At 71.6% G+C, this 24,229-nt stretch carries 18 protein-coding genes; 8 read left to right on the top strand and 10 right to left on the bottom strand.

All coding sequences use genetic code 11. The annotated features are described in order from the left end of the window. The first annotated feature begins 18 nt into the window (after positions 1 to 18). Both NR798_RS14575 and NR798_RS14580 read left to right on the top strand, forming a co-directional pair. Positions 19 to 2,025, top strand: a complete 2,007-nt coding sequence (locus NR798_RS14575; protein ID WP_375772066.1) for an MXAN_5187 family protein — start codon at positions 19 to 21, stop codon at positions 2,023 to 2,025. 101 nt (positions 2,026 to 2,126) lie between these two features. Next, a complete protein-coding gene (locus tag NR798_RS14580; protein ID WP_375772067.1) occupies positions 2,127 to 3,014 on the top strand; it encodes an NAD(P)-dependent oxidoreductase in 888 nt (295 codons plus the stop codon). Positions 3,015 to 3,024: 10 nt separating this feature from the next. Here the strand turns inward: NR798_RS14580 and NR798_RS14585 are convergent, their stop codons facing one another. The 5 genes from NR798_RS14585 to NR798_RS14605 form a co-directional block, all read right to left on the bottom strand. Next, entirely contained in the window at positions 3,025 to 3,837 is an 813-nt protein-coding gene (locus NR798_RS14585) for a slipin family protein (protein ID WP_375772068.1), read from the bottom strand. 498 nt (positions 3,838 to 4,335) lie between these two features. Further along, positions 4,336 to 5,511: an elongation factor Tu gene (tuf, locus tag NR798_RS14590; RefSeq protein ID WP_375772069.1), complete on the bottom strand. Its 1,176-nt coding sequence runs from the start codon at positions 5,509 to 5,511 to the stop codon at positions 4,336 to 4,338. 327 nt (positions 5,512 to 5,838) lie between these two features. Continuing rightward, positions 5,839 to 7,068 carry an HlyD family secretion protein gene (locus tag NR798_RS14595; RefSeq protein WP_375772070.1) on the bottom strand — a complete coding sequence of 410 codons (1,230 nt, stop codon included), beginning with the start codon at positions 7,066 to 7,068 and terminating at the stop codon, positions 5,839 to 5,841. A 5-nt stretch (positions 7,069 to 7,073) separates the two neighbouring features. Further along, the gene (locus NR798_RS14600) at positions 7,074 to 8,702 is read right to left on the bottom strand and encodes a DHA2 family efflux MFS transporter permease subunit (RefSeq protein WP_375772071.1); all 1,629 of its coding nucleotides are present in this window, start codon (positions 8,700 to 8,702) and stop codon (positions 7,074 to 7,076) included. A 4-nt stretch (positions 8,703 to 8,706) separates the two neighbouring features. Beyond that, positions 8,707 to 9,330: a TetR/AcrR family transcriptional regulator gene (locus NR798_RS14605; RefSeq protein WP_375772072.1), complete on the bottom strand. Its 624-nt coding sequence runs from the start codon at positions 9,328 to 9,330 to the stop codon at positions 8,707 to 8,709. A 152-nt stretch (positions 9,331 to 9,482) separates the two neighbouring features. On the opposite strand from NR798_RS14605, the gene NR798_RS14610 reads away from it, so the two are divergent. The 6 genes from NR798_RS14610 (at position 9,483) to NR798_RS14635 (ending at position 14,733) form a co-directional block, all read left to right on the top strand. Further along, a complete protein-coding gene (locus tag NR798_RS14610; RefSeq protein WP_375772073.1) occupies positions 9,483 to 10,025 on the top strand; it encodes an RNA polymerase sigma factor in 543 nt (180 codons plus the stop codon). After that, complete coding sequence (locus NR798_RS14615) at positions 10,012 to 10,557, top strand: hypothetical protein (protein WP_375772074.1); 546 nt, start codon at positions 10,012 to 10,014, stop codon at positions 10,555 to 10,557. Before NR798_RS14610 ends, NR798_RS14615 begins: the two co-directional genes overlap by 14 nt. Before the next feature lie 64 nt (positions 10,558 to 10,621). Continuing rightward, a complete protein-coding gene (locus tag NR798_RS14620) occupies positions 10,622 to 11,563 on the top strand; it encodes a TolB family protein (RefSeq protein ID WP_375772075.1) in 942 nt (313 codons plus the stop codon). Positions 11,564 to 11,609: 46 nt separating this feature from the next. Further along, complete coding sequence (locus NR798_RS14625) at positions 11,610 to 12,275, top strand: hypothetical protein (protein ID WP_375772076.1); 666 nt, start codon at positions 11,610 to 11,612, stop codon at positions 12,273 to 12,275. A gap of 70 nt (positions 12,276 to 12,345) precedes the next feature. Then, the gene (locus NR798_RS14630) at positions 12,346 to 13,620 is read left to right on the top strand and encodes a DEAD/DEAH box helicase (protein WP_375772077.1); all 1,275 of its coding nucleotides are present in this window, start codon (positions 12,346 to 12,348) and stop codon (positions 13,618 to 13,620) included. A gap of 147 nt (positions 13,621 to 13,767) precedes the next feature. Beyond that, complete coding sequence (locus NR798_RS14635) at positions 13,768 to 14,733, top strand: HNH endonuclease (RefSeq protein WP_375773766.1); 966 nt, start codon at positions 13,768 to 13,770, stop codon at positions 14,731 to 14,733. A gap of 1,315 nt (positions 14,734 to 16,048) precedes the next feature. Here NR798_RS14635 and NR798_RS14640 read toward each other — a convergent pair. The 5 genes from NR798_RS14640 to NR798_RS14660 all read right to left on the bottom strand — a co-directional run bounded on the left by NR798_RS14640 (position 16,049) and on the right by NR798_RS14660 (position 24,180). Continuing rightward, positions 16,049 to 17,698, bottom strand: a complete 1,650-nt coding sequence (locus NR798_RS14640; RefSeq protein ID WP_375772078.1) for a PAS domain-containing sensor histidine kinase — start codon at positions 17,696 to 17,698, stop codon at positions 16,049 to 16,051. Next, positions 17,695 to 19,071, bottom strand: coding sequence for a peptide ABC transporter substrate-binding protein (locus tag NR798_RS14645; RefSeq protein ID WP_375772079.1), 1,377 nt, complete (start codon positions 19,069 to 19,071; stop codon positions 17,695 to 17,697). The genes NR798_RS14640 and NR798_RS14645 overlap by 4 nt, the downstream gene beginning before the upstream one ends. After that, positions 19,068 to 20,438, bottom strand: coding sequence for an FG-GAP repeat domain-containing protein (locus NR798_RS14650; RefSeq protein WP_375772080.1), 1,371 nt, complete (start codon positions 20,436 to 20,438; stop codon positions 19,068 to 19,070). Before NR798_RS14650 ends, NR798_RS14645 begins: the two co-directional genes overlap by 4 nt. Continuing rightward, positions 20,435 to 23,014 (bottom strand): penicillin-binding protein 1A, encoded by a 2,580-nt coding sequence (locus NR798_RS14655; RefSeq protein WP_375772081.1) that lies wholly within the window; start codon positions 23,012 to 23,014, stop codon positions 20,435 to 20,437. The genes NR798_RS14650 and NR798_RS14655 overlap by 4 nt, the downstream gene beginning before the upstream one ends. A gap of 128 nt (positions 23,015 to 23,142) precedes the next feature. Next, the gene (locus NR798_RS14660) at positions 23,143 to 24,180 is read right to left on the bottom strand and encodes a tetratricopeptide repeat protein (RefSeq protein ID WP_375772082.1); all 1,038 of its coding nucleotides are present in this window, start codon (positions 24,178 to 24,180) and stop codon (positions 23,143 to 23,145) included. Positions 24,181 to 24,229 lie beyond the last annotated feature (49 nt).

A 24,229-nucleotide genomic window follows, 5' to 3' on the forward strand; every position in this document is an offset into this window, starting at 1 on the left:
CCGGGCTAAAGGTCGGCGATGGTCCGCTTCAAGTTTTTCGTCTTCGCACTCCTGGTTCTCGGACTCGGGGTGGCGCATCTCCCCTTCGTGTCGGGAGCGCTGAGCGAGCGCGCCACCCAGGATGCTTCGGCACCGGCCACGGCGGCCATCGCCGAGCTGTCCCGCGCCTTCGATGCGCGCCGGCTCGCCGTGCAGGGCCTGGCGCTGAAGCTCGCGGCGAGCCCGGACGTGGCCACCGCCGTGCAGCCGCAGGTGGTGCCGCTGCCCAAGGGCAAGGGCATCCGCGTGGTGGAGCCGCCCACGGGCGAGCGCTTCACCGGCCTGCGCGCCGCCGCCAAGGAGCTGGTGCCCGAGCCGCTCGCGGGCTCGCTCGTGCTGGCGCTGGCCACCCCCGAGGGCTCGCTGTACGCGCGCGCCGACGGGGAGCCCGTCTCGGATGACACGCTGGACGTGCAGGCGCTGCTGAAGGCGGGCAGCGAGGGCGTGCTGGTGGACGCGTTCGACGCGCCCCACGTCTTCTACTCCGTGCCGGTGCTGTGGAACGCCGAGGGTGGCCAGTCGCAGGTGGCCGCGACGCTGGTGGTGGGGGCTCCGCTGGTGGAGGCCAAGGCGCTGGAGGCCGCGGCCCTGTCCTCCGGTGTCGCCGCGCTCGCGCTGGTGCAGGGTGACAAGGTGCTGGGCACCGCGGGCGCGCAGCAGGAGCTCGCCGCCGAGGGCCTCAAGGTCCTGCGCAAGGGCCAGTACGGCCACGTGGTGCGCAGCGGCAGCGTGCGCGGGTGGCTGGCCCAGGTGCCGCAGGTGAAGCTGCCGATGTTCACCCGCTTCGAGGACGTCAAGGGCGGCGAGGCGCCGCTCGCGGTGGGCTCGCGCCGGGCGCTCGAGGGGGGCCTGGAGGTGGTGGCCGTCTCCAGCGTGCTGCCCTTCATGACGGCGCTGGCGGACTACCAGCAGATGGCCCTCTTCGGGCTGATGTGCCTGCTGGGCTTCTCCCTGGTGTGGATGCTGGTGATGGGCTCGGCCCGCGCCGCCGCTCCGTCCGGGACGCCCGCCGCCAAGGAGAAGAAGGACAAGAAGAAGAAGGGCAAGAAGGGCGAGGAGGAGGCCGCCGAGCAGGCTCCGGCGTCCGCTCCGGTGGCGGCGGCGCTCCCCGTGGCGCCCGCGCAGGAGCCGCCCGTGCCCGGCCCGGACGACTTCCCCTTCCCGGCCGCTCCCGCCGCGCGGGCCGCGCAGGCCGTGGAGCCGTCTGGGGATGCGTTCCCGTTCCCCACGCCGCCTCCGGTCGCGGACGCGTCTTCCGGTGGGGATGCGTTCCCGTTCCCCGCGCCGCCTCCGGTGGCGGATCCGTACGGCTCGCCCACGGTGCCGGGCAAGGATCCCTTCGCGCAGGCCGGGGCCGCGGATGCGTTCCCGTTCCCCACGGGGGACTCGGGCGCGGGCGTGGCCACGGCGGAGGCCCGTCGCGGTGCGTTCGCCTTCGAGGATCAGCCGACGGCGGCCTACACGCTGCAGCAGGCGGCGGATCCGTTCGCCGCGGCCGCCGCGCAGGCTGGCACCGCGCCGCTCTACGGCGAGGACTCTCCGCCCGAGACGACCCGCGTGGCGGCCATCCCCCAGGAGCTGCTGGCGCGCTCGGCGCGTCCCAACACGGCGGAGGTTCCCCTCCCGTCCAAGCGGCCGGGCCACCCCGGCATGGCCGCTCCCTCCTCGGCGCCCACGCCCGTCATGGGCACGCCGATGCAGGCCATGATGGGCATGGGCATGCCGCCTCCGCCGCCTCCTCCCACCGGCAGCGGCGCCATCGCCCTGGCCGAGGAGCAGCACTTCCAAGAGGTGTTCCGTGAGTTCGCCGCCACGCGTGACCAGTGCGGTGAGCCCAACGACGGCCTGACGTACGACAAGTTCGTGGCCAAGCTGCGCAAGAACAAGGAGCAGCTCGTCCAGAAGTACGCGTGCAAGACGGTGCGCTTCCAGGTGTACGTGAAGGAGGGCAAGGCCGCCCTCAAGGCAACACCCGTCAAGGACTGACGCGCCCGGTACTGTTGTCTTCAGAGGGCTCCAGGTCTCCGGACCTGGGGCCCTCGTGCTTTTCCTGCTACCTCTGGCGGCTCGCTCTCGAGGAGGTACGCATGAAGGTGGGCTTCGTCGGACTGGGCAACATGGGCCAACCCATGGCGAGGAACCTGCGCGCGGCGGGACACGAGCTCGCGGTCTACAACCGCACGCGCGCCAAGGCCGAGCCGCTGCGCCAGCAGGGCGCCCGGGTCGCGGACTCGCCAGCGGACGCGGCGCGCGGGGCGGAGGTCGTCTTCTCCATGCTCTCGGACGACGCGGCGGTGGAGGAGGCCGTGCTCGGCGGCTCGGGCCTGGTGGCCGGGTTGGAGAAGGGGGCGCTGCACGTCTCGTCGAGCACCATCTCGGTGGCGCTCTCGGAGCGGCTGGCCGAGGCGCATGCGAAGGCCGGGCAGCGGTACGTGTCGGCGCCGGTGTTCGGCAGGCCCGAGGCGGCGGAGGCGAAGCAGCTCTGGGTGGTGGCCGCGGGCGCGAAGGCGGACGTGGAGCGGTGCCGGCCGCTGCTGGAGGCGCTCGGGCGCGGGCTCTCGGTGCTCGGCGAGCGGGCGTCCTCGGCGAACGTGGTGAAGCTGTCGGGCAACTTCCTGATCGCCTCGATGATCGAAGCGCTCGGGGAGTCCTTCGCGCTGGCGCGCAAGTCGGGCGTCGAGCCCCAGGTGTTCCTGGAGCTGTTCCAGTCGGTGTTCGCGCGCTCCCCCATCTTCGAGCGCTACGCGGCGCTGATCGCCCACGAGCAGTACGAGCCCGCGGGCTTCAAGCTGAAGCTGGGGCTCAAGGACGTGCGGCTGGTGCTGGAGGCCGCCGGAGCGGCCGAGGTGCCGATGCCCCTGGCCAGCCTCCTGCGCGACCACTACCTGGGCGGAGTGGCCCAGGGCAGGGGAGACCTGGACTGGTCGGCGCTCGGGGCGCTGGCGGCGGAGCGGGCGGGCCTCGGAAAGAAGTGAGGCCCCGGGCTCAGGTGGAGCCGGGTTCGTCCTCCTCGGGAGACGGCACCGGTGCTCCACTGGGGGCAGGGCGCTTGCGCGCGCGGGGGGCCAGCTCCGCGCCCATGCCCAGGACGAAGGTGTTGCCGGGCGTGGTGCTCGCGCCGCCGAGCGTCTGCAGCATGCGGAGATCCAGCAGCGACGGGTGCTGCTCCACCAGCCGCGCCGCGTTGGCGAGGTTGCGCAGGGCCGCCGACTCGCCGCGCGCCTTCTCCAGCATGGCCTGCGCCTCCTTCTTCGCCTTGAGCGACTCGGAGAAGGCGCGGCGCAGATCCGCCGGCAGCATCACGTCCTTCACGTCCACAGCCACCACCGAGAGCCCGAAGGCGCGCACCTCGGCGGCCACGCGCTCGCGCATGCGCTGCCCGAGGTCCAGGCGGCCCGCCGCCAGCTCCTCCAGCGGATGGCGGCCCACCTCCTCGCGCAGGGCGAGCTGCACGGCCTGGTAGAGCGCGTCCGTGAAGTTCTGCACGCGGTGCAGGGCCGGCTCGGGCTCGGCCACCGCGAAGCGCACGGTGAGGCTCAGCTTGAGGCCCACCTGGTCCTGGCTGAGCACGTCCTGACCGGGCACGGTGAAGTAGCGCTGGCGCATGTCCACCTGCTGCGTGCTCCGGCCCGGGCGCGGCACCCGGTGGGCTCCCGGCGTCAACACGCGCACGAAGCGGCCCTGGCGGTAGAGCAGGGCGGTGAAGCCCTCGGCAACCACCACCTTCAGCACGAGCAGCTTGTAGGCCACCGCGCCCAGCACGAGTGCCAATACCAGCAGCGGGAAGAATCGGAACATGTCCACCGGCCCCACCTCTTTCAGCAAAGACGTCGGCTCCGGGAGCCTCCGGCGGCGCGGCGGGGGCTCTTCGCCCGCATGGCCGTTCCGCACGGTGCACCTCGAGGGCGCCAGGCTCCCGGAGCTTTCGTTGGGGAGTTGAACCCCGGCCTTTCCAGGCCACCAGGAAGGGGAGGCCCCGATCCCAGGACGCCCATGGACCGATATCCGCGGGCGCTGGAGAGGACTCCCCACCCCACTGGACGCACCTGTCCCCGTGACCTGACCGCGATTATTTCCCCTCGCCCTCCGGGAGAGGGACGGGGTGAGGGTTTCGGGTGAACCCGGGTTCAACCCCCCTGGGCATAGTGTGGGCCACGGGTGGGAGAACGGGCCCGGCTACCCTCACCCTTTCCCTCTCCCGAGGGGAGAGGGGATGTCTTCGCTCACTTTCTTCGAGAGATTGAAAGAGAGATTGAAAGAGCGCCGCCCCCGTCTCCGGAAGCGGCGCTCTCCCTGTCACCTCACCGCGGTGACGACGCCGGCGCCAATCGTCTTGCCACCCTCACGGATGGCGAAGCGCATGCCCGGCTCCACGCCGATGGGGTGGAGCAGGCGGAAGCCCACCTGCGCCCGGCCCCCCGGCTCCACGAGCCCCTCGCCCTTCACCTCGATCGTCCCCGTCACGTCCGTACTCCCGAAGAAGAACTGCGGCGTGTACCCGGTGCCGAACGCCGTGTGGCGGCCGCCCTCACCCGCCGAGAGCACGTACAGCTCGGCCTCACCCGCGGCGTGCGGGTGGATGGAGCCCGGCGCGCACAGCACCTGGCCGCGAGCCACCTCCTCGCGCTTGAGACCGCGCAGCAACAACCCCACGTTCTCACCCGCCCGGGCCTCGGGGTGCTGGCGGTGGAAGGACTCGATGCTGGTGACCACCACCTCCCGCGTCTCCGGCCCGCCCAGCCCCACCAGCTCCACCGCCGCCCCCGCCGTGAGCACCCCACGCTGGATGCGGCCCGTCACCACCGTGCCGCGCCCCGAGATGGTGAAGACGTCCTCGATGGGCATCAGGAACGGCGAGGTGTAGTCCCGCACCGGGTCCGGAATGTGCCTGTCGAGCGCGTCCACCAGCTCACGGATGCAGCGGGTGGCCTCGTCCTCCACGCGCCCGGCCATGACGGCCTCGAGCGCCTTGAGCGCCGAGCCCTTCACCACTGGCACGTCCGCGTAGCCGTGGGACGCCATCAGCTCCAGCGTCTCCAGCTCCACCAGCCCGAGCAGCTCCGGGTCCGCCACGTCCACCTTGTTGATGAACACGACCATGCGCTCCACGCCCACCTGGCGGGCCAGGAGGATGTGCTCCCGCGTCTGCGGCTGCGGCCCCTGCGAGCCGTCCACCAGGAGGATGGCGCCATCCATCTGCGAGGCGCCGGTGATCATGTTCTTCACGTAGTCCGCGTGCCCGGGGCAGTCGATGTGGGCGTAATGACGCGTGGCCGACTCGTACTCGACGTGGGTGATGTTGATGGTGATGCCGCGGGCCTTCTCCTCGGGCGCGCTGTCGATCTGCTCGTAGCCGAGGCCCTTGCCGCCATGCAGCGCGGCCATCACCTGGGTGAGGGCGGCGGTGAGGGTCGTCTTGCCGTGGTCCACGTGGCCGATGGTGCCAACGTTGACGTGCGTCTTGGTGCCCATGGGAGTGCTCCTTGGTGGTGGGCCGGGCCGGCCCGGTTGAAAGCGCTGGAAAAAGAAAAACCCCTCGAGCCACGCGGGCCCGAGGGGTCGGACGGGGAAGGCGCTGACGGACTCAGCCGGTCAGAGCGCCACCTCGCGCCGCACACGCGGGTCTCGCGACGAGCGGGTCGCCGCTGAGACTGAGACTGATGACGTGGGCGCGAAGGAGGTCATGGCCGTCGGAAGGAAGTAGGAATCCAGGGAGCACGGACGCATGGGTCCGCTGAAACTGACACGCCCCGGCGCGGGGGCACCGGGGCGTGGGGACGGCACTCAGCGGGCGGGCACTCAGGAGTCCGTGTGCACGGTGACCTCGGCGGAGAGGCCGGCGCGCAGGGCGAGCTCGCCATGCGGCTTCACCCAGACGATGCGCACCGGAATCCGCTGCACCACCTTCACGAAGTTGCCCGAGGCGTTGTCCGGAGGCAGCAGCGAGAAGCGGGACCCGGTGCCGCCGGACAGGCTCTCCACCTTGCCCTCGAGCGTCTCGCCGTCATAGGCGTCCAGCTTCACCGTCACCCGCTGCCCCGGGCGCATGTGGCCCACCTGCGTCTCCTTGAAGTTGGCCACCACGTACGTCTCTGGCGGGACGAACTCCGCCACCGTCTGCCCGGTCGACAGCAGCTGGCCGACGTGGATGGACAGCTTGGACACCTGGCCGTCCGCGGGCGCGGTGATGTGCGTGTAGTCCAACTGCAGCCGGGCCTGCTCCAGCGCCGCCTCGGCCGACTTCACCCGGGCGTGGGCGAGCGCCGCGTTGGCCCGGGCCGCGGCGATCTTCGCGTCCACCGGCGCGCTCTGGTCGAACTGGCCCTGGGCCTCGGCCACCTTGCTTTGGGCCACGTGCCGGCCCTCCTCGGCGGCGGAGAGCTGCGCGCGCGCGCCCTCGAGCGCCGCCTGCGCCGCGTCCCGGGTGGCCTTGGCATCGTCATAGGCCTTCTGGGAGACGGCCTTGGCCTCCAGCAGCGTCTCGTGGCGCTCGAGGTCCAACGCCGTGCGGTGGGCCTCCGCCTCGGCCCGGGCGAGCGCCGCGCGGGCCACGGACACCTGGGCCTCGGCACTGCTCACCGCCGCGCTGCTGGTGGACACCATCGCCCGGGCGCTGGAGAGGCCACCCTTGGCCCCGGCCTCGGCCACGGTGGACTGGGCGTCGGCGGCCTGGGCCTGCGCCTGGGCCGACTCGAGCTCCGCCTCCGCCTGCTTCACCCGCGCCTCGTAGTCGCGCGGATCGATCTCCACCAGCACCTCGCCCTTGTGCACCACGGCGTTGTCCGCCACGAGCACGCGCAGCACCTGCCCGCCCACGCGCGTGGCGAGCGGCACCACGTCCGCCTCCACCTGCGCGGCATCCGTCGTCTCCTGGCCGAGCGTGGCCACCTTGTAGCCGCCAATGGCGAGCACGAAGGCCGCCAGCACCGCGCCGAGCACGAGGAAGCCACGGCGGCCCTTCTTCTGGGCCGGAGCGGGCGCGGGAGCCTGCTCTCCACCTTGAACCAGTTGGGGTGCTGTCGAGGCCATGTCTTTCAAATCTCCACGTCGATGTGAGGGGTTTCTTGCGGCCCGCTGGTGTGCTTCGGGGCCTTGAGGAAGAGGACGAGGGGCATCACCACCACGAAGAGCAGGGCGGCGAGCATGAAGAGCTTCTCGAAGGCGAGCACGGCGCCCTGGCGGGCGGTGATGCCCGAGAGCGTCCGCAGCGCCAGCTCCTGGGCGCTGCCGGCGTCCATGCCGCGCCCCATGAAGCCCGCGCGCAGCTGGGCGAGCCGGGTGAGCACCTCGGGCCGGTCCGCCGACATGTGGACCGCGAGGGCCGCCTTGGCCTGCGTGGTGTAGCGCGACAGCAGCGTGGCGAACACCGCCAGCCCGATGGAGCCGCCGATCTGCCGCAGCAGCGAGCTGAGGCCCGTCGCATCCGGCAGCCGGTGGCGCGGCACCCGCGAGAGCGCCACGGTGGACAGCGGCACGAGCATCATCGCGAAGCCCATGCCCTGCAGCATGATGGCGACCATGATGCCGCTCTTGCCCGTGTCCAGGGTGAAGTGGCTCATGTGGTAGACGCCCAGCCCCGTGAGCGCCAGCCCCACCCCGATGAAGAGCTGCGGCGGGAAGCGGCTGTAGAGCCGGCCGATGATGGGCATCATCACCAGCATCACCAGCGTGCGCGGCATCAGCGTGAGCCCGGACTGCGTGGCGGTGAAGCCCAGCAGCTCCTGCATGAACATGGGCAGCAGGAACATGCTCGCCATGAGGATGGAGAACATCAGCGCGCTGAGCAGCGTGCCCGAGGTGAAGACCGGATCCTTGAAGAGGCGCAGGTTGACGACAGGCGCCTCGGCCGTCAGCTCGCGCAGGACGAAGGCCACCATGCTGAAGCCGGCCACCAGCGCGCACAGGAGCATCTCCGTGGACTCGAACCAGTCGTGGCTCTGCCCCTCCTCGAGGAAGTACTGCAGCGACGCGAGTCCCACGCACAAGAGGACGATGCCCGCCCAGTCCATGTGCTTGCGCTGCTTCTGCGCCTCCAGCCGGTTGGCGGCCCGGATGTCCTCGGGCTCCTCCACGAAGCGCGCTGACATGAAGAAGCCGAGCACCCCCACGGGCACGTTGATGAAGAAGATCCACGACCAGTGGAAGTTGTCGACGATGTAGCCGCCCAGCGTGGGGCCGATGGCGGGCCCCACCATCACCGCCATGGAGAAGAGGGCCATGGCCATGGCCTGCTCCTTGGGCGGGAACGTCTGGCGGAGGATGGCCTGCTCGGTGGGTTGGAGCGCGCCGGCCCCGAAGCCCTGCACGGCCCGGAAGAGCACCAGCGAGGGCAGGTTCCACGCCAGCCCGCACAGGAACGAGCCCACCACGAAGAGCGCCAGGCACGCCAGGTACACCCGCTTCTGGCCGAAGAGCCGGCCGAAGAAGGCCGTCAGGGGCATCACCATCACCGTGGCGATGACGAAGCCCGTGGTGGCCCAGGTGATCTCCTGCACCGTGGCCCCCACCGCGCTGCGCAGCTGGGGCATGGCCACGTTGACGATGGACGAGTCGATGGCCCCCATGAGGGTGCCGAACGTCACCGACAGCGTGACGAGCCACTTGTTGGTGGGCGCCCGGGCGGGAATGGCCACGCCCGAGGGCGACGCCGCGATGGATGACATGGCGCTAGACCTCGATTCCCTTCAAGAAGACCTGGAGCAGTACCTGTGCCCCCCGGTCGAGCTCCTCGGGCCGCTTCGTCTCCGCCACCCGCAGGAGCAGGCTGCGCGCCATGCCCACCAGCAGCGTCGCGTACAGCTCCGAGTCCTCGCGCCGCAGCTCTCCCGCGGCCACCCCGCGCTGGACGAGCTGCTCCAGCCGCTTCGTCAGCTCCGACAGCGTGCCGCCCCGCTGCGGCAGGCCAGAGCCGCGGAGGACCTCGGACTGCATCACGTTGGCGAAGAACCGGGCGTGCTGGCGGAAGTGCGCGAAGACCTTCTCGAGCACCGCCTGGAGTTGCTCGCGCACCGGCCGCCCCTCCACCTCGGCCACCACCGCGTCCACCTGGGCCAGCAGCGCCTCGCGCCGCACCCGGATGAGCTCCAGCAGCAGCGCGTTGCGGTCCTCGAAGTGGTTGTAGAGCGTGCCTACCGACACGCCCGCCCGCTCGGCGATGTCCTCCATGCGAGCCCCGAACCCCTGCTCGCCGAGCACCTCCTCCGCGGCCGCACGGATGGCCTCTCCGGTCGCTTCTCGAAGCCGGGCCCTCAGGCGGGGCGCCGGTGCGCGTTTCGCTGAATCCCGATTCATTTTCTGAGCCCAGACTTAATCAGTTCGGGATTTTCCGTCAATCGGCCCGCCCGGCCGGCCCTGGGCGGACGGGGGAGCGAGCGCCCGGTGTCACGCTCTGCCGGCATCGGCCTATAGAGGGCACGGCGGCACGGACCGAGGGGACGAAGCGGGTGGACGACAGCGCGCGGGAACAGCTCCGGCGGTGGATGGCGCGGCTCGCCGAGGGCGACCGGGAGGCCTTCACTCCGGCCTTCGCCTGCCTCCAGCCGCTGCTGGAGCGCTTCTGCGCGCGGCTGCTGCCGTGCCGCGAGGACGCCGAGGACGCGGCGCAGGCGGCGTTGCTGAAGGTGTTCGCCCGGGCCTCGGAGTACGACGCGGCGCGCGAGGCCCTGCCGTGGGTGCTGGGCATCGCCGCGTACGAGTGTCGCACGGTGCTCAAGGCGCGGGCGCGCCGGCGCGAGGCCCCCGAGGCGGCGGGCGGGGAGGTGGTGGATGGGGCCGCGGGGCCCGAGGCGCGGCTGCTCGCGGAGGACCTGCGGCAGGCGCTGGCGGAGGTGCTGGGCGGATTGCGGCCGGAGGATGTGGAGACCCTGGAGGCGGCCATGGGAGAGCGGGAACGGCCCGCGATTCCTGGCGCCACGTTCCGCAAGCGGCTCGAGCGTGCGCTCGGGCGGCTGCGCGAGGCATGGAGGATGCGGCATGGTGTCGAGTGAGCTGGTGCGCCTCCAGCGGCGCGCGCGCAGGGCCTACGAGTGGGGACGTCTGCGGGCCGCGATGCCCGGCGCCCTGCATGCGGTGGGGCTGACGTTGATGGCGGTCCTGCTCCAGCACCGGCTGAAGCCCTCCATGCTCGTCCTGGGGGGACTGCTGGTGCTGCTGTGCCTCGGGCTGGGCTGGTGGGGGCGCCAGTGGGACCGGGCGGTGGCTCCCGGGCTGCTCGCGGGACTCTTTCCCTTGCTGCTCCCCTTCGTGGTCAGCGGGGCGGGGCATGTCTGCTACACCGGCGGCTGCCGGGCCTTCTGCCTCATGACCTGCGTGGGCGGAGGGCTGGCCGCCGGGACCTTCCTCTCGCTCGCGGCGCTCCGGCTCCCAGAGGGACGTGATCGCTTCCTCGTGGCCTCGGGCTCGGTGGCCACGCTCTGCGGTGCCCTGGGCTGCGTCCTCTACGGCTTGAGCGGAGTGCTCGGGCTGGTGGCGGGCCTGGCTCTCATTTCGACGCCCGTGCTCGTCCTGCGCCGGGCCTGAGCTTCTCTTCAACCCTGACTGTTACGGCCTGCCCGGAGGTGTCTCCGGGCGGAAAGGAATCCCCATGTCTTCGCTCCTGTCGTTTCCCCTGGCGCTGTTGCTCCACGCGGCTGCCGCGGCCACCCCCGAGCCGGTGCTCTTCGCCCCGGGCGTGGTGTCCACCGGCCACGAGGAGTTCGGCATCACCTTCTCGCCGGATGGGCGCACGGTGGTGTTCAACCGGGCGGACCCCACCCGCTTCAAGTTCCAGCTGCTGATGGTCTCCCACTGGCGGGATGGCCGCTGGACGGCGCCCGAGGTGCTGCCCTTCTCGGGCCGCTACCGGGACATCGATCCGGCCTTCACTCCGGACGGCAGGCGGCTCTTCTTCGCCTCGGTGCGGCCCCAGTCCGCGGGCGAGGCGGTGCACGCGGACTTCGACGTCTGGTTCGTCGAACGCACGGAGAAGGGCTGGGGGACGCCGCGGCTGGCCGAGGGCCTCAACACCCCGGAGAGCGAGACGAACACCTCCGTGACGCGCGAGGGCGTCGTCTACGTGACACGCAGCCCGAAGGACGGCAAGCGGCGCATCTACCGGCATGCGCCCCAGGGGGCGGGGTGGGGCCCGGGCGAGCTGCTGCCGGAGGTCATCAACTCGGGCCACGGGGATGGCAACCACTTCGTGGACGCGGAGGAGCGCTACCTCGTCTTCTCCTCGCAGCGGCCGGGAGGGCTGGCACCGGAGGCCTACGACCTGTACGTCAGTGAGCGGAAGGAGGGCCAGTGGGGCCTGCCGCGCAACCTCGGACCGGCCATCAACCGCACCGATGGGGGGCTCACCCCGACGGTGGTGCCCGCGCGGGGGACGCTTGTCTACGCCCAGCGGCGGCCCTTCCTCTCCGAGACGCTCGAGCGCCCGCTGACCACGAAGGAGTTCGCCACGCGGCTGGAGTCGCCGGGCAACGGAAATGGCGACTTCTACGAAGTCCAGCTCACGGCCGTGGGGCTGCCCGCCCCGGGCAGGTAGCGCGTGTGCTAAGGCCCGTCTGAACGACACCGGCGGGAGGTTCCCCTTGTCCAGATGCGTGGCCGTGCGGTGGATGTTGGCGCTCCTCCTCCTGTTGCCCGCGGTGGCCCGGGCCGGGGAGGGGAGGCGCTGGGCGGGTCTCACCGAAGGGGCCCCGAGGCTGCGGCTCCTGCAGGCGCCGGTCGTGGAGACCCCGCCGAGGCTCCTGCCGGATCCCGTGCAGGTGGCGCCGCCCCTGCACCCCTTGTGGCAGCGGTTGCTCGTCGAAGGCGGGGCGGGCGTGGGCACGGGCCTGGCGGGAGCGCTCGTCGGCGTGGGGCTGTTCATGCTCGGCAACGGTGTCCACCTCCTCACGCCCGAGGAGGGCCCGGCACTCCTGCCCTTCGCGCTCGCGGGAGCGGCCATCGGCTTCCCCCTGGGCGTCTGGTGGGGCGGCGAGCTGATGGCGGGCAATGGGAGCCTGCTCGCGACGTTCGGGGGCGCCGCCGTGGGAGGGCTCGCGGCGGTGGGCCTGTGGAGCGTGTCGGAGCGCTCGCGCCCGCCGCTCTCCGGCCTGCTCATGGGCGTGGCCATCCCCCTGCCGGTGGTGGGCGCCTTCCTGGGGTACGATCTCTCCTCCAGCCTCCGGAAGAAGGCGGTGGGGCTCGAGGTGCGGCCGGCCGTCGTGCTCTCCTCCCGCCATCAGGCGCTGGTGCTGGCCGGCCGCTTCTGAGGGCTCGCGAGCGGACGAATGCAGCACGAGCCGGGTGGTCCCGGCGGCGGCGGCGTGGTACCCCCAGGCCGTGAGCGACACCTTTGACAAGCTCGGCCTGTCCCCCGAGTCCCTGGAGGCCGTCCGCCGCGCGCGTTTCGAGCGGCCCACGCCCATCCAGTCGCAGGCCATTCCTCCGGCGCTCGCCGGCCGGGACGTCATCGGCTGCGCCGCCACGGGCACGGGGAAGACGGCCGCGTACGTGCTGCCCATGGTGGAGCGCTTCGCCGGCCGCAAGGGCACGCTGGGGCTGGTGCTGGCGCCCACCCGCGAGCTGGTGCAGCAGATCGCTGGGCCGGTGGAGTTCTTCGGCGGCCCGCGCGGCGTCACGCACGCGGTGGTCATCGGCGGCGAGGACATGGGGGCGCAGGCCGAGGCCCTGGCGCGGCGGCCCACGCTGGTGCTGGCCACGCCGGGGCGGCTGGTGGACCTGCTGCGGTCGCGCACCGCGGAGTTCCCGCAACTGGAGGCCCTGGTGCTGGACGAGGCGGACCGGATGCTGGACATGGGCTTCCAGCCGCAGCTCGAGGCGATTCTCGCGGCGCTGCCCGGGCGCCGGCAGACGCTGTTGTTCTCCGCGACGCTGGGGCCGGACGTGAGCCGCTTCGCCCGCGAGGAGCTGAACCGGCCGGTGCGCGTGGAGGTGACGCGCAGCGGGACGCCCGCCGAGCGCGCCGAGCAACGGCTGTACGTGGTGAAGCCCGAGGAGAAGTCCGCGCTGCTGCTGACGCTGCTGGCGAAGGACGAGGCGACGGCGCTCATCTTCGCGGCGTCGAAGGAGCGGGCGGACAAGGTGCACAAGGCGCTGGAGCGGGCGGGGTACCGGTGCGGGGTGCTGCACGCGGACCGGACGCAGAGCCAGCGCAACCAGGCGATGCAGGCCTTCCGGGATGGGACGTACCGGTGCCTGGTGGCCACGGACATCGCGGCACGCGGGCTGGACATCGAGGACGTGGGGCACGTCATCAACTACGACCTGCCGCACGCGCCGGAGGACTACGTGCACCGCATCGGCCGCACGGCGCGAGCCTCCGCGAGCGGCGTGGCCTCGACGTTCGTCACGGCGAAGGACAGGCTGATGACCGAGCGCATCGAGCAGATCATGCGGGCCAACATTCCCCGCACGCCCGTGCCGCGCGAGGACCCCGTCTTCAAGGCTGAGATTGAGCGCCTCGCGGCCGCCCAGCGCGACCCGGGTCCGCCCCAGAAGGACCACGGTGTCTCGAAGACGGCACCAGGACAGGCTCCGGGACGGCACGCGCTGTCGCATGGGAAGGGCCCGCGCTCGAAGCAAAAGAAAGACTGACCCTGCGTCGCCGGACGAGGAGGCGCAGACCTGCCAGGTCCCAGGTGTCTCCAGAGATGAGGTGGGTCTACCCCATGCCCTGAGTCCTTCACTGTCTCCGGTTCAGGACCCTCCACTGCGGGCATGGAGACAGGACGTGCCTGGTTGGTGCTCTCTCTGGGAGCTGAGCGCGAGTACGCAGGGAACGTGGGGTATGCCGATGAGCTGGAGACGGTCTACCGCTACGACAGTTTCGTTCCGAACCATTTGCAGATCGCCGAGGGGGATCTGCTGGTCCTGCGTGATGGCGAGGTCGTTCTGGGTACAGCCAGGGCTTCGACGATTGTCTCCCAGAAGGGCACCAAGGAACTGAGCCGGTGTCCAGAGTGCAGCGTCACGACCATCAAGGCACGCAAGGACAAGCTCCCGCGTTACAGGTGCAAGGAGGGGCATGAATTCGAGAAGCCCGTGGTGACACAGAAGTCATGTGTTCATTTCGCGGCCTGGTTCGATGGCACGTTCCGCCCATCGCCCCGAATTCCGGTGGAACAGGTGCGTCAGGCCTGCCCGAGGTACAACGGACAGCTCGCCATGCAGGAACTGGTGCTGGAGCGCCTGAGTGGAGAGGTGAAGCTCGTGCTCCAGGGAGTGGCGGCACAGTCCATGGCGCACAGGAGTATCGGCCTTGTGGCGGCGGATGCCTCGGAAGAGCCGTATGTGCCGGATGGGCGTGATGATCGGAAGGTCATTGCTCGTCAGATCCGCGAGCGCCGCGGCCAGGCTGCATTCCGTCGAGAGCTTCGGTTCCGCTTCAACGATACCTGTGTGGTGACCGGATGCCGGCTTCCGGATCTACTCGAAGCGGCCCATATCAATCCCCATCGAGGTGACAAGGACAACCATCCCTCGAATGGACTGTTGCTGCGCGCGGACATCCACACGCTTTTTGATTTGAACCTGCTCGGCATCGAGCCGGCGACGCTCCAACTGCACGTGCACCCGAAGCTCGAGGGCTCGGAATATGAGCAGTTCGCGGGTAGACGGCTTGCGTGTGAGCCCAGCCAGCTGAGCAGCAAGGCATTGGACGACCGCTGGAAGACTTTCGTCAGCGCTCCCGGGGCAGGGACAGGGTGAAACAGGCGCCCTGGCCGGGCTCGGCGCCCACGTCGAGTTTGCCGCCGTGCTCCTGGAGGATTCACGCCGCGATCGTCAAGCTCGTGCCGCTGTTGGGCGAGGAACCTGTTACCCTGACTGTCACAGGGGCCGCGCCATGCCGAAAAGACTTCTGACGCTGTTGCTGGTGCTTGCCGTGGAGACGGGTTGTCCGCATGCATGGGGCAGAGGCGGAACCATCGAGATGGCCGTACGCAAGGACATGACGCGGTACTTCGCGAATCGGACCTGCCACATGTCTGAAAGCCAGTGGCTGGAGATTTGCGACAACCGGGGCCCGAAAGAGACCTCCCCCAAGTGCCCGAAGGAGTGCCGTCCTTCTCCCGAGGCTGATTGAAGTGTGGGGCACTGCATGAAGTGGCGCACGCTACTGGCTGCCTTGCTCGGCTTCACGCTACCGATTCCCCTGGTGTGGCTGCTGTACACCACCTACCTCGGGCAGAGGGATGCGGACGGCTCGGCTCCGTCGCAACCTCAGGGCATGCGAATCCTTCCCATGCTTACCCTCGAGGAGCGCTTGCGGCTCCCCACGTATGAGCGGGACTGCGAAACAGATGCGGACTGCGATCCGCAGCTCCGCTGCTTCTTCAACATGCGCACCGTTCGTAGCTACTGCACGGACAGCATGTGCATGACGGACCGGCAATGCCCCGAAGGGTTTGCCTGCCGCATCATGGACACGGCGAGTGGTAAGGATCTTCTTCGAGCCTGCTCGCTGGTGGGCGTGCGAGGTGAGGGAGAGGTGTGCGAGCCACTGCCTCGCGAGCGAGAGGATGGCTGCCGGCAGGACCTTCTCTGCCGGGGCCGGTGCGGCCGGCCGTGCAACCCGCACGAGCCCGCGGACTGCCCCCAGGGCTACTTTTGCGACAAGGCACCGGAGGGGCCTACCTGCCAGCCCTCCTGTGAGGGGCGCACCTGCCCAGAGGGCCAACAGTGCGTCCACCGCGGCGAGCGTGTCTCCATTTGCGCCAGGGTTCATGGGCCGAACTGCCAGCAAACCCCCTGTCCGCAAGGGCAGCTCTGCTCGGTCGACGACTATCCACAATGTGCGGACGAGGTGTGGATGCAGTGCCTGCAGCCCTGTGGCTCCTCGGAGGAGCGCCCCTGCCCCGAGGGGACCGTCTGCCACTTCTACAGCTGCCGTCAGTCCTGCACGCCTGAGGACTCCTCGGTCTGCGGAGCGGGCTTCACCTGCAATCACCGCCCCGGAGAGCCGTGGACGTGCGTGCCAGACTTGAGATCCGGCGGCGAAGATTGACTCGAATCAAGTCGCCCTTCAGCGCTCCCGGGGTAGGGAGAGCGTGAAGCAGGCGCCCTGGCCGGGCTCGCCGCCCACGTCCAGCTTGCCGCCGTGCTCCTGGAGGATTCGCGCCGCAATCGCCAGTCCCAGGCCCGTGCCGCCCTCCTTCGTCGTGAAGTAGGGCTCGAAGATGCGCGCGCGGTGCTCGGGCGGAATCCCCGGGCCGCTGTCCTGCACCTCCACCACCGCCTCCTGCTCGCTGCCCCTCACCCGCACGTGCAGCGCTCCGCCCCCCTTCGCCATCGCCTCCTCGGCGTTCTTCACCAGGTTCACCAGCACCTGCGTCAGCTGGTCCCGGTCCGCCTTCGCCACCACCCCTGGCTGCACCTCTGAGTGGATGCTGATGCCTTCCGGCGGCGAGGCGTAGAGCGACAGCACGTTCTGCGCCAGCTCGCCCAGATCCACCGGCTCCAGCTGCGGCTTGGGCAGCCGCGCGAAACGGCTGAACTCGTCGACAATCCGCTTCAGCCGGTCCACCTCTTCCAGGATGACGCCCGCACTGTCCCGGAAGAGCGCGGGGAAGCGCTCGTCCTGCGCGTCCTGCACCGCCATCAGCGTCTCCAGCGACATGCGGATCGGCGTCAGCGGGTTCTTGATTTCATGCGCCAGCCGCCTCGCCACCTCCTGCCAGGCCGCCACGCGCTCCGTGGCCACCAGCCGCTCCGTCGTCGAGCGCAGCTCCGTCGTCATGTGGTTGAACGTCTTCACCAGCTCGCCCACCTCGCCCGTGGCCTTCACCTGCACCTGCACGTCCCACGCGCCCTCGCCCACGCGCCTCGCACCCGAGGTGAGTGCCTCCACCGGCTGCGTAATCCGCCGCGACATCAGCAGCCCCAGCAGCACCGCGAAGCTCAGCCCCAGCCCGGCCAGCAGCAGGAAGGAGCGGAACACGCCCACCGTCGCCTCCCGCTCCGCCGCCCGGCTGAAGACGAGCCGCACCGTGGCGGCGTCGCCCAGTGGCAGCACTCGCGCCACCGTGGGCGGTGTGACGCTCCCCGCCCTCGCCACCACCGTGTCCCCGGACAGCAGCGCCACCTCGGCCCCGGTGAGCCTCGACAGGTGCGCCGCCAGTCCCTGGTCCAGCAGCACCCCGCCCACCACCCAGAGGCGCGAGTCCCCGTAGTCCACCGGCCTCGCGGTGACGAGCGCGGGTACCTCGCGCAGACCCTGGTCTCCTCGCACCGACACCGTCACCGGCACGGGCTTGGGTGACTTCTCCCGCGTCACCGCGAAGAGGGCCGGGTCCGGATCTCCCCGGCGCGCGGGCAGGTGCCCCGAGGACAGCGTGATGCCCTTGCGGTCGAAGAGCGACAGCACCGTGAGGCCCCGGCTCTTCATCAGCGGTTGGGCGGTGTCCGCGCGGATGGCGCGGGCGGGGGACTCGCGCGACTCGCGGGCCAGATCCTCCATCGCGGAGCTCTCCACCAGCTCCTCCACCGCCCGGCGCGCGTTGGCGGAGGCTCGCTCGACGGCCTCCTGCGCCGAGGCGGTGGCGCCGTCCATGCGGGCGTCCAGCCCTCGCGACAGCGTGGTGCGCAGCTCCGTCAGCGTGAAGGGCACCATCACCGCCAGCGGCACCAGTGCCAGCAGGGCGAAGGCGAGCGCCAGCCGCGTCCTCAGTCTCATCTCCGGGCTCCCGGGACACCCGTGACGGCCGGTTGCAGCCAGGCTCCGTCCAGCATGGGCAGCCCCTGGGCGTCGAAGACGAGGCCTCCCACCTCCGGCGCCGCGCGCAGTGCCAGGCCCTGCGCGTAGAGGGGCAGCAGCGGCACGGACGGGGCGAGCGCCAGGGCCCGCTCCCTCGCCCGCGTGTCTCGCGCCGCGGCGTCGGGCAGGGCGCCGATGCGCGGCAGCTCCACCCCGAGCAGATCCTTCCGGCCCGCGGCGTCCAGCACCACGGCCAGGGCCGGGCCGGGCACGGGCGGCAGCAGCAGAGAGTGGAGCATCAGCTCGTACTCGCCTCGGGCCCAGCGGGTGCGCAGCTCGGCGCGCGGCAGGGCCTCCAGGGCCACGGCGTAGCCCCGGTCGTGCAGCCTCACCTGGAGGCGCTCGGCCACCGCGCGCTGGTCCTCGTTGCCCGTGTCGTAGAGGAGCGTCACCTTGCGTGCGGCCTGGGACGCAGGAGGCGGCGTGGGGCGCGCACCTGGGGACACCGGGAGGAGCGCGGGGGGCAGCAGGTTCGGCATGGGCACGGCCGGCCCGCGCACGAAGAGGCGCGTGAGATCCTCACGGTCCAGCGCGCTCTCCACCGCCTGCCGGAAGTCCGGGGGCACGCGCCGCGGAGACCAGGCCAGGTACGTGGCGTACAGCGCCGCGCCGGAGGGCGTGCCCGCATCGGCCAGCACGCCGAGCGCCACCTGGGCCTCCTGTGCTGACCACAGGCGCGACAGGCCGCGCTCGTCGGTGGCTTGCAGGCGCACCCGGTCCAGGTAGGGCCGGCCCTGGCTCCACGCGAGCCGTGCGTCCACGGTGTTGGCGCTGGAGGCGGAGAACGGGCCGAGCGCGGCGGGCACGGAGCGGGGCAGGGCGAGCGCGGGGTGGCACAGCGCGCGTTCCAGGTCCGGCCAGGGGAAGCCGAGCGACAGCTCCAGGGTGTCGCCGGTGGGGGACAGCAGCCGGCCCTCTCCGCGCAGCGGGAAGAGGAGGGCGCGGTAGGGCGAAGGGGCCTCGGTGCTGGCGAGCCGGATCCAGGCCCGGGCGAGCGCGGTGGCCTGTGCGGGCGAGGGCAGGGTGAGGCGCACCACCTGCGCAGCGGGGCGTGACAGCTCGCGGGCGAGCGCGGGTGACAGGCTCCCGTCCGGGGCGAGGTGGCAGGCGGGCCGTGAGAGCAGCCCGAGCAGCGTGGCCTCGAGGGGGCTGTCGGCGAGAGCCGGCTCGCCGGGCTCGGCGGGGCCGGTGTGGGCGACGCGCAGCTCCCCTCCGTACGGGACGCGGCCGGCGGCGAGCGACGGCGTAGCGCCGAGCAGGAGGAGGCTGGCGAGGGCGTGGCGGAGCGTCATGGCGCACCCTGGCGCAGGAGGAAGAGCTCGCCGGTGCCGTCCGGCTTCGTGAGGCCCACCACCACCTCGCGGCGCTTGTCGCCGTCCAGGTTGGCCGTCACCACATACAGGGCGCGGCCGGAGGGCAGGGGCCCCTGCCAGAGCGGCTCATGGGCGGTGGGGTCGCTCCCGTTCGTCTTGAAGACGCGCAGCATGTCCGGCGACGGTTGGAGCTCGGGCGAGGTGGTGAGCAGCTCCGGCGTCCCATCCCCATCCAGGTCCCCGAGCGCGCTGCCAGCACCGAGGCCGGAGATCGGCACGGGCGCCACGCCGGGCCGGGCGAAGAAGGCGGCCGAGCCATCCGGGTGGACGAGCAGCACGCGGGAGTTGGCCGCGCTGAAGGTGGTGAAGCGGGCCGTCACCCCCGCCAGCCGCTGCTCGCCGTTGCCGAGCCGCACCTCGGGGGCGAAGGCCGTCTGGCCTGGGACGAAGCCGCCGCGCGCCTCGGGGCCCAGGGGCACGGCCTCGAGCCGGGACACGCCGCGCAGCGTGCCGTTCTCCAGCGTGAGCACCTCGCCATGGGCGAAGCGGGTGGACCAGGCGGCGAGGCGCGGCGGCCCGGAGAGGATGGCGAGCGCTCCGAAGGGCTCGCGGGTGGGCGCGGGGCCGGGGGGCAGCACGTCCAGCGAGCGCTCCGCGACGAGGCTCCCATCCGCGGCGAAGACGTGCACGGCGCGCGCGGTGAGCACGGCCACCTCGTCCTTGCCATCCCCATCCAGGTCTCCCGCGGCGAGCGCGGCGGGAGGAGAGGGCAGACGCGCCAGCACGGCGCCCAGCAGGCGCAGGGGGAGCGGCTCCTCGGTGGACGGAGTAGGCGTGCGCGGAGGCTCCACGGCGGCGAGCGCGAGCGCCGCGGCATCCGCTTCCACGGCCTGGGCGATGGCGGCGGCGGGCGAGGGGACCCGGCTGGGAGTGCGGCCGGACCAGAAGTTCACCCAGGTGCCGAACGCATCGCCGCGGGCGCGCAACTCCCCGGCCTCCACGCCAAGGGTGAGACGCACCAGGGCACGGGCGCCCTGCTCACGGGCGAGCGCCTCGGCGGCCTCGGGCGAGGGGGCCTCCAGCACCACGGGGGCAAGCCCGGCGGAGGCCAGGTGCGAGGCGAGCAGCGTGGCGAAGGCGCGCCGCAGCTCGGGGGCGCCGCCGGACAGGTGGAGGGCGACGGGCGGCTCGGGCTTCATCGCCCGCACGTCCGTGGCCACGGCCTGGGCGAGCCGCTCGAGGGCGGGCGTGGCCGGAGCGGCCTGCGGGGCCGGTGGCGGAGGGGTTTGGGCGGCCGGAGCGGGCAGCGCGGCCAGCAGCAGGGCGGCGGCGAGGGCCCGGCTCACAAACCCCCCCGGCTACCTTCCTGGAGGAAGAAGTCGCTCGGGGTGACGTGGCCGGGCGGGGGCGCCTCGACGGTGGGCTGGGTGCCATCGAGGAAGGACTCGAGCCGGCCGGGCACGGAGTTGCCCGCGAGCAGGCCGGAGACGGGATCGATGCGCACCTGCACCACGCCTGGGGGCACCTCGAACTCGCGCGCGGGCAGGCCCTGGTGGGCGGCGCGCATGAACTCCAGCCAGATGGGGAGGGGGGCGCGGCCACCCGTCTCGGAGCTGCCCAGGGGCGAGTGGTCATCGAAGCCCACCCACGCGCTGGCGACGAAGTCGGCGGTGTAGCCGGAGAACCAGGTGTCACGGCTCTCGTTGGCAGTGCCCGTCTTGCCGGCGGCGGGGCGGTTGAGCTCCGTCACCGCCCGGGCCGTGCCCTCCTCCACCACGCTGCGCATCAGCGACGTGGTGAGGTAGGCCACCGCCGGAGGCAGCGTCTCCTCGAAGGCCGGCTGGTGCTCCTCGAGCACCTTGCCCTGCGCGTCCGTCACCTTGAGGATCAGCAGTGGCTCGGCGTAGCGGCCGTTGGCCTGCAGGGTGGCGTAGGCGTTGGCGGCCTCCAGCAGGGTGACCTCGCCGGTACCGAGCGCCAGCGTGAGGTTCTCCGGCAGCTCCGAGCGGATGCCGGCGCGCCGGGCGAAGTCGATGGCGGTGGCGGGGGTGATGGCCTCGATGAGGCGCACGGACACGGTGTTCTTGGACTTGGTGAGCGCCTGGCGCAGCGTCATGGGGCCGTCGAAGGCGCGGTCGTAGTTCTGCGGCTTCCACGTCTTGCCGGTGTACGGGTCCCGGATGGCCTCGGGGGCGTCGTTCACCGTGCTGAGGGGGGTGAAGCGGCCGCTGCCGAGCGCGGCGCCGTAGAGGAAGGGCTTGAAGGACGAGCCGGGCTGGCGCTTGGCCTGGGTGGCGCGGTTGAAGGGCGAGGTGGCGAAGTCGTAGCCGCCCACGAGCGCCACCACGTAGCGGTTGCTCGGGTTGATGACGACGAGGCCGCCCTGCACGAGCGGAATCTGATCCAGTGTGGCCTCGAGCAGCGCGGGGGAGGGCGTGACGCGCGTGACGCGCACCCGGACGATGTCACCGGGCTTCATCACGTCGGACATCTTCGTGGGGGCGCTCTTGCCCTTCATGCGCGCCCAGGTGACGGTGGAGAAGGAGAGCTCCGCAGTGCGGCCCACCAAATCCACGCGGGCCTTCTTGCCCGTGTCATCCACCTCGGTGACGACGCCGGCCAGGCGCAGGCCCTCCTTCAGCGGCTGCAGCTGCACGGCGAGCGCGAGCTTCTCGTCGGCGGAGAGCCGGGCCTCCTCCTCCTGCTCGGTCTCGGTGACCACCGCCGGCGTCTCCCCGGCGGGCGCGGGGATGGTGGGGGACTGCGTGAGCGAGGAGAGGTCGGCCACGTAGGCGCCTTCCTTCTGGCGCCGGCCTGCCTCCTCGATCTGCTTGGCGAGGAGGGGCTTGAGCTGCTCGAAGCGCGCGGGATCCATCGTGCCGACGGGGCCGCGGTAGCCCTGGCGCCGGTCCACGGCCTCCAGGCCCTTGCGCACCGCCTCGTCGGCGATGGCCTGGAGCTTGGGGTCCATGGCGATGTCCACGCGCAGGCCACCGGTGAGCACGGCGTCCCCGCCGTAGCGGGCCACCAGCGTGCGGCGGATCTCCTCGGCGTAGTAGGAGCCCACCTCGGGAGGCGGCCGCGGCGCGAGGACGATGGGCTTGTCCAGCTCCTTGTCCACCACCGCCTGGGGGACGAAGCCCTGCCCGGCCATCTGCCCCAGCACGTAGCGCTGGCGCTGCTTGGCCTTGACGATGTTCTTCTCCGGGTTGATGCGGTTGGGCGACTGCACCGTGCCCGCGAGCACCGCGGCCTCGCCGACGCTCAGGAACTTCGCCTGCTTGCCGAAGTAGTAGAGCGCGGCCTCCTCGATGCCGTCGCGGCCCTGCCCGTAATAGGACTGGTTGATGTAGAGGCCGAGGATCTGATCCTTGGTGAGCGCCTGCTCCACGCGCGGGGTGAGGATCCACTCGCGAATCTTGCGCGCGAGGCTGCGCTCGGGCGTGAGCAGCATGTTCTTCACCACCTGCTGCGTGATGGTGGAGGCGCCGGACTTGCGGCTGCCGGGGATGAGGTTCTTCACCGCGGCGCGGACGATGCCGAAGATGTCGAGGCCCTCGTGCTTGTAGAAGTCGGCGTCCTCGGCGGCGAGGAAGGCGTTGCGCACGTGGGGGGGCAGGTCCTTGACGTCCACCACGGTGCGGCGCCCCTGGGGCTCGAAGAACTCGGAGCAGATGGAGCCGTCGGCGCAGCGCACCTTGGTGACCTGGGGGAGGCTGTAGTTGCGCAGCGCCTCCACCGAGGGGAGATCCCGGCTGAAGTAGAGGTAGGTGCCCAGGACGGTGAGCACGAGCAGCACCAGGCCCACGGCGCCGAGGACGAGGAGCCGCTTCGTCCAGCGCCACAGCCGGGCGCCCAGGGTGGGAGGAGCCGGGGGGGCCGGAGGAGTGGCGGGAGGAAGGGAGGAGGGCTGGGAGCTCATCTCTCGGGCCGGGTTCATGGGACGCGGGGACAACAAAAGGTGGGCGACGTTAAACCGCCCGGCGCGGAACCGGAATGGGCTGGTGGCCCGCCGGGCGGGGAGGCTCCCGAGACACGCGGGGGCCCCGGCTATTCCGGGCACCCCGGGGACGAGCGGTCCCCGAGGAGCGCCTGGAGATCGACGGAGGCGCGGGCCTCGCGATTCAACCGCTGGAGGTTGAGGCGGGCCTTGAGGTCCCCCGGGGACAGGCGCGTGGCGGTGTCGAAGGCCATGCGGGCCTCCTCGTAGCGGCCGAGCCGCTCGTAGGCGAGGCCCAGGTTGTTGTGGACGAAGCTCACCTGGGGGAGCAGGTAGGCGGCCTGGGCGAGCGCCTCGGCGGCGAGCGCGTCCTGGCCGGTCTGCAGGTAGGTGAGCCCGAGGTTGTTGAGGGCATACCCGTGGTACGGGTCGAGGTGCACGGCCTGTCGGAAGCGGACGATGGCCTCGGCGGGCTGGCCGGCGGCGAGGTGGATGCGGCCGAGCACCTGGTAGACCTCGGGGTACTCGATGTCGAGCTCGAGCGCGGCCTCGGCGGCCCGGAAGGCGCCCTCGGTGTCGCCGAGCTCCAGGAGGAGGCGGGCTTGCTGGACGAGGGGCTCGGGACCATCGGGGAAGAGGATGGAGAGCTCCCGGTACGCGTCGGCGGCGAGCTGCTTCTGGCCGGAGAGGCGGGCGAGCTGGATGAGGAGGTCGAGGGCCTGCTCGGCGGCGTCGACATCATCGGCGGCGTCGTGGACGGCGCGGCGGGCCTCGGTGAGGGCACCGGAGAGGTCACCTTCCTCGCGCAGCGCGCGGGCGCGGTCGAGGTGGGCCACCGGGTAGAGGTGCGGCTCGTGAGGGAGGGAGAGCGTGTCCGCGGGCTCGGCGGGGAGGAGATCCTCGGGCTGCGGGAGGACCTCGGCGCGGGTCTCGGGAGGCACGGGGAGCGCGGCCGTCTCGGGCAGGACCACGTCCGGCGAGGGCATCCCAGACGGGGTGACGAAAGGGGCCTCGGAGGAGGGGCTCACCCGGTTGACGAGGCGGTTGGGGGAGGAGGGAAGGAGCCCCTGGGGCCGCCGGAGCTGGCTGGCATCGCAAGCAGCGAGGGAGAGGGCGGCGAAGCAGGCGGACAGGATGGTGTTCTTCATGGTGAGGCTCCTTGTCGGGAGGAGCGCATTGCGATGCCCGTGCCAGCCG

The organism is Archangium gephyra (genome assembly GCF_042230915.1).
GTDB classification, from domain to species: Bacteria; Myxococcota; Myxococcia; order Myxococcales; family Myxococcaceae; genus Archangium; species Archangium gephyra_B.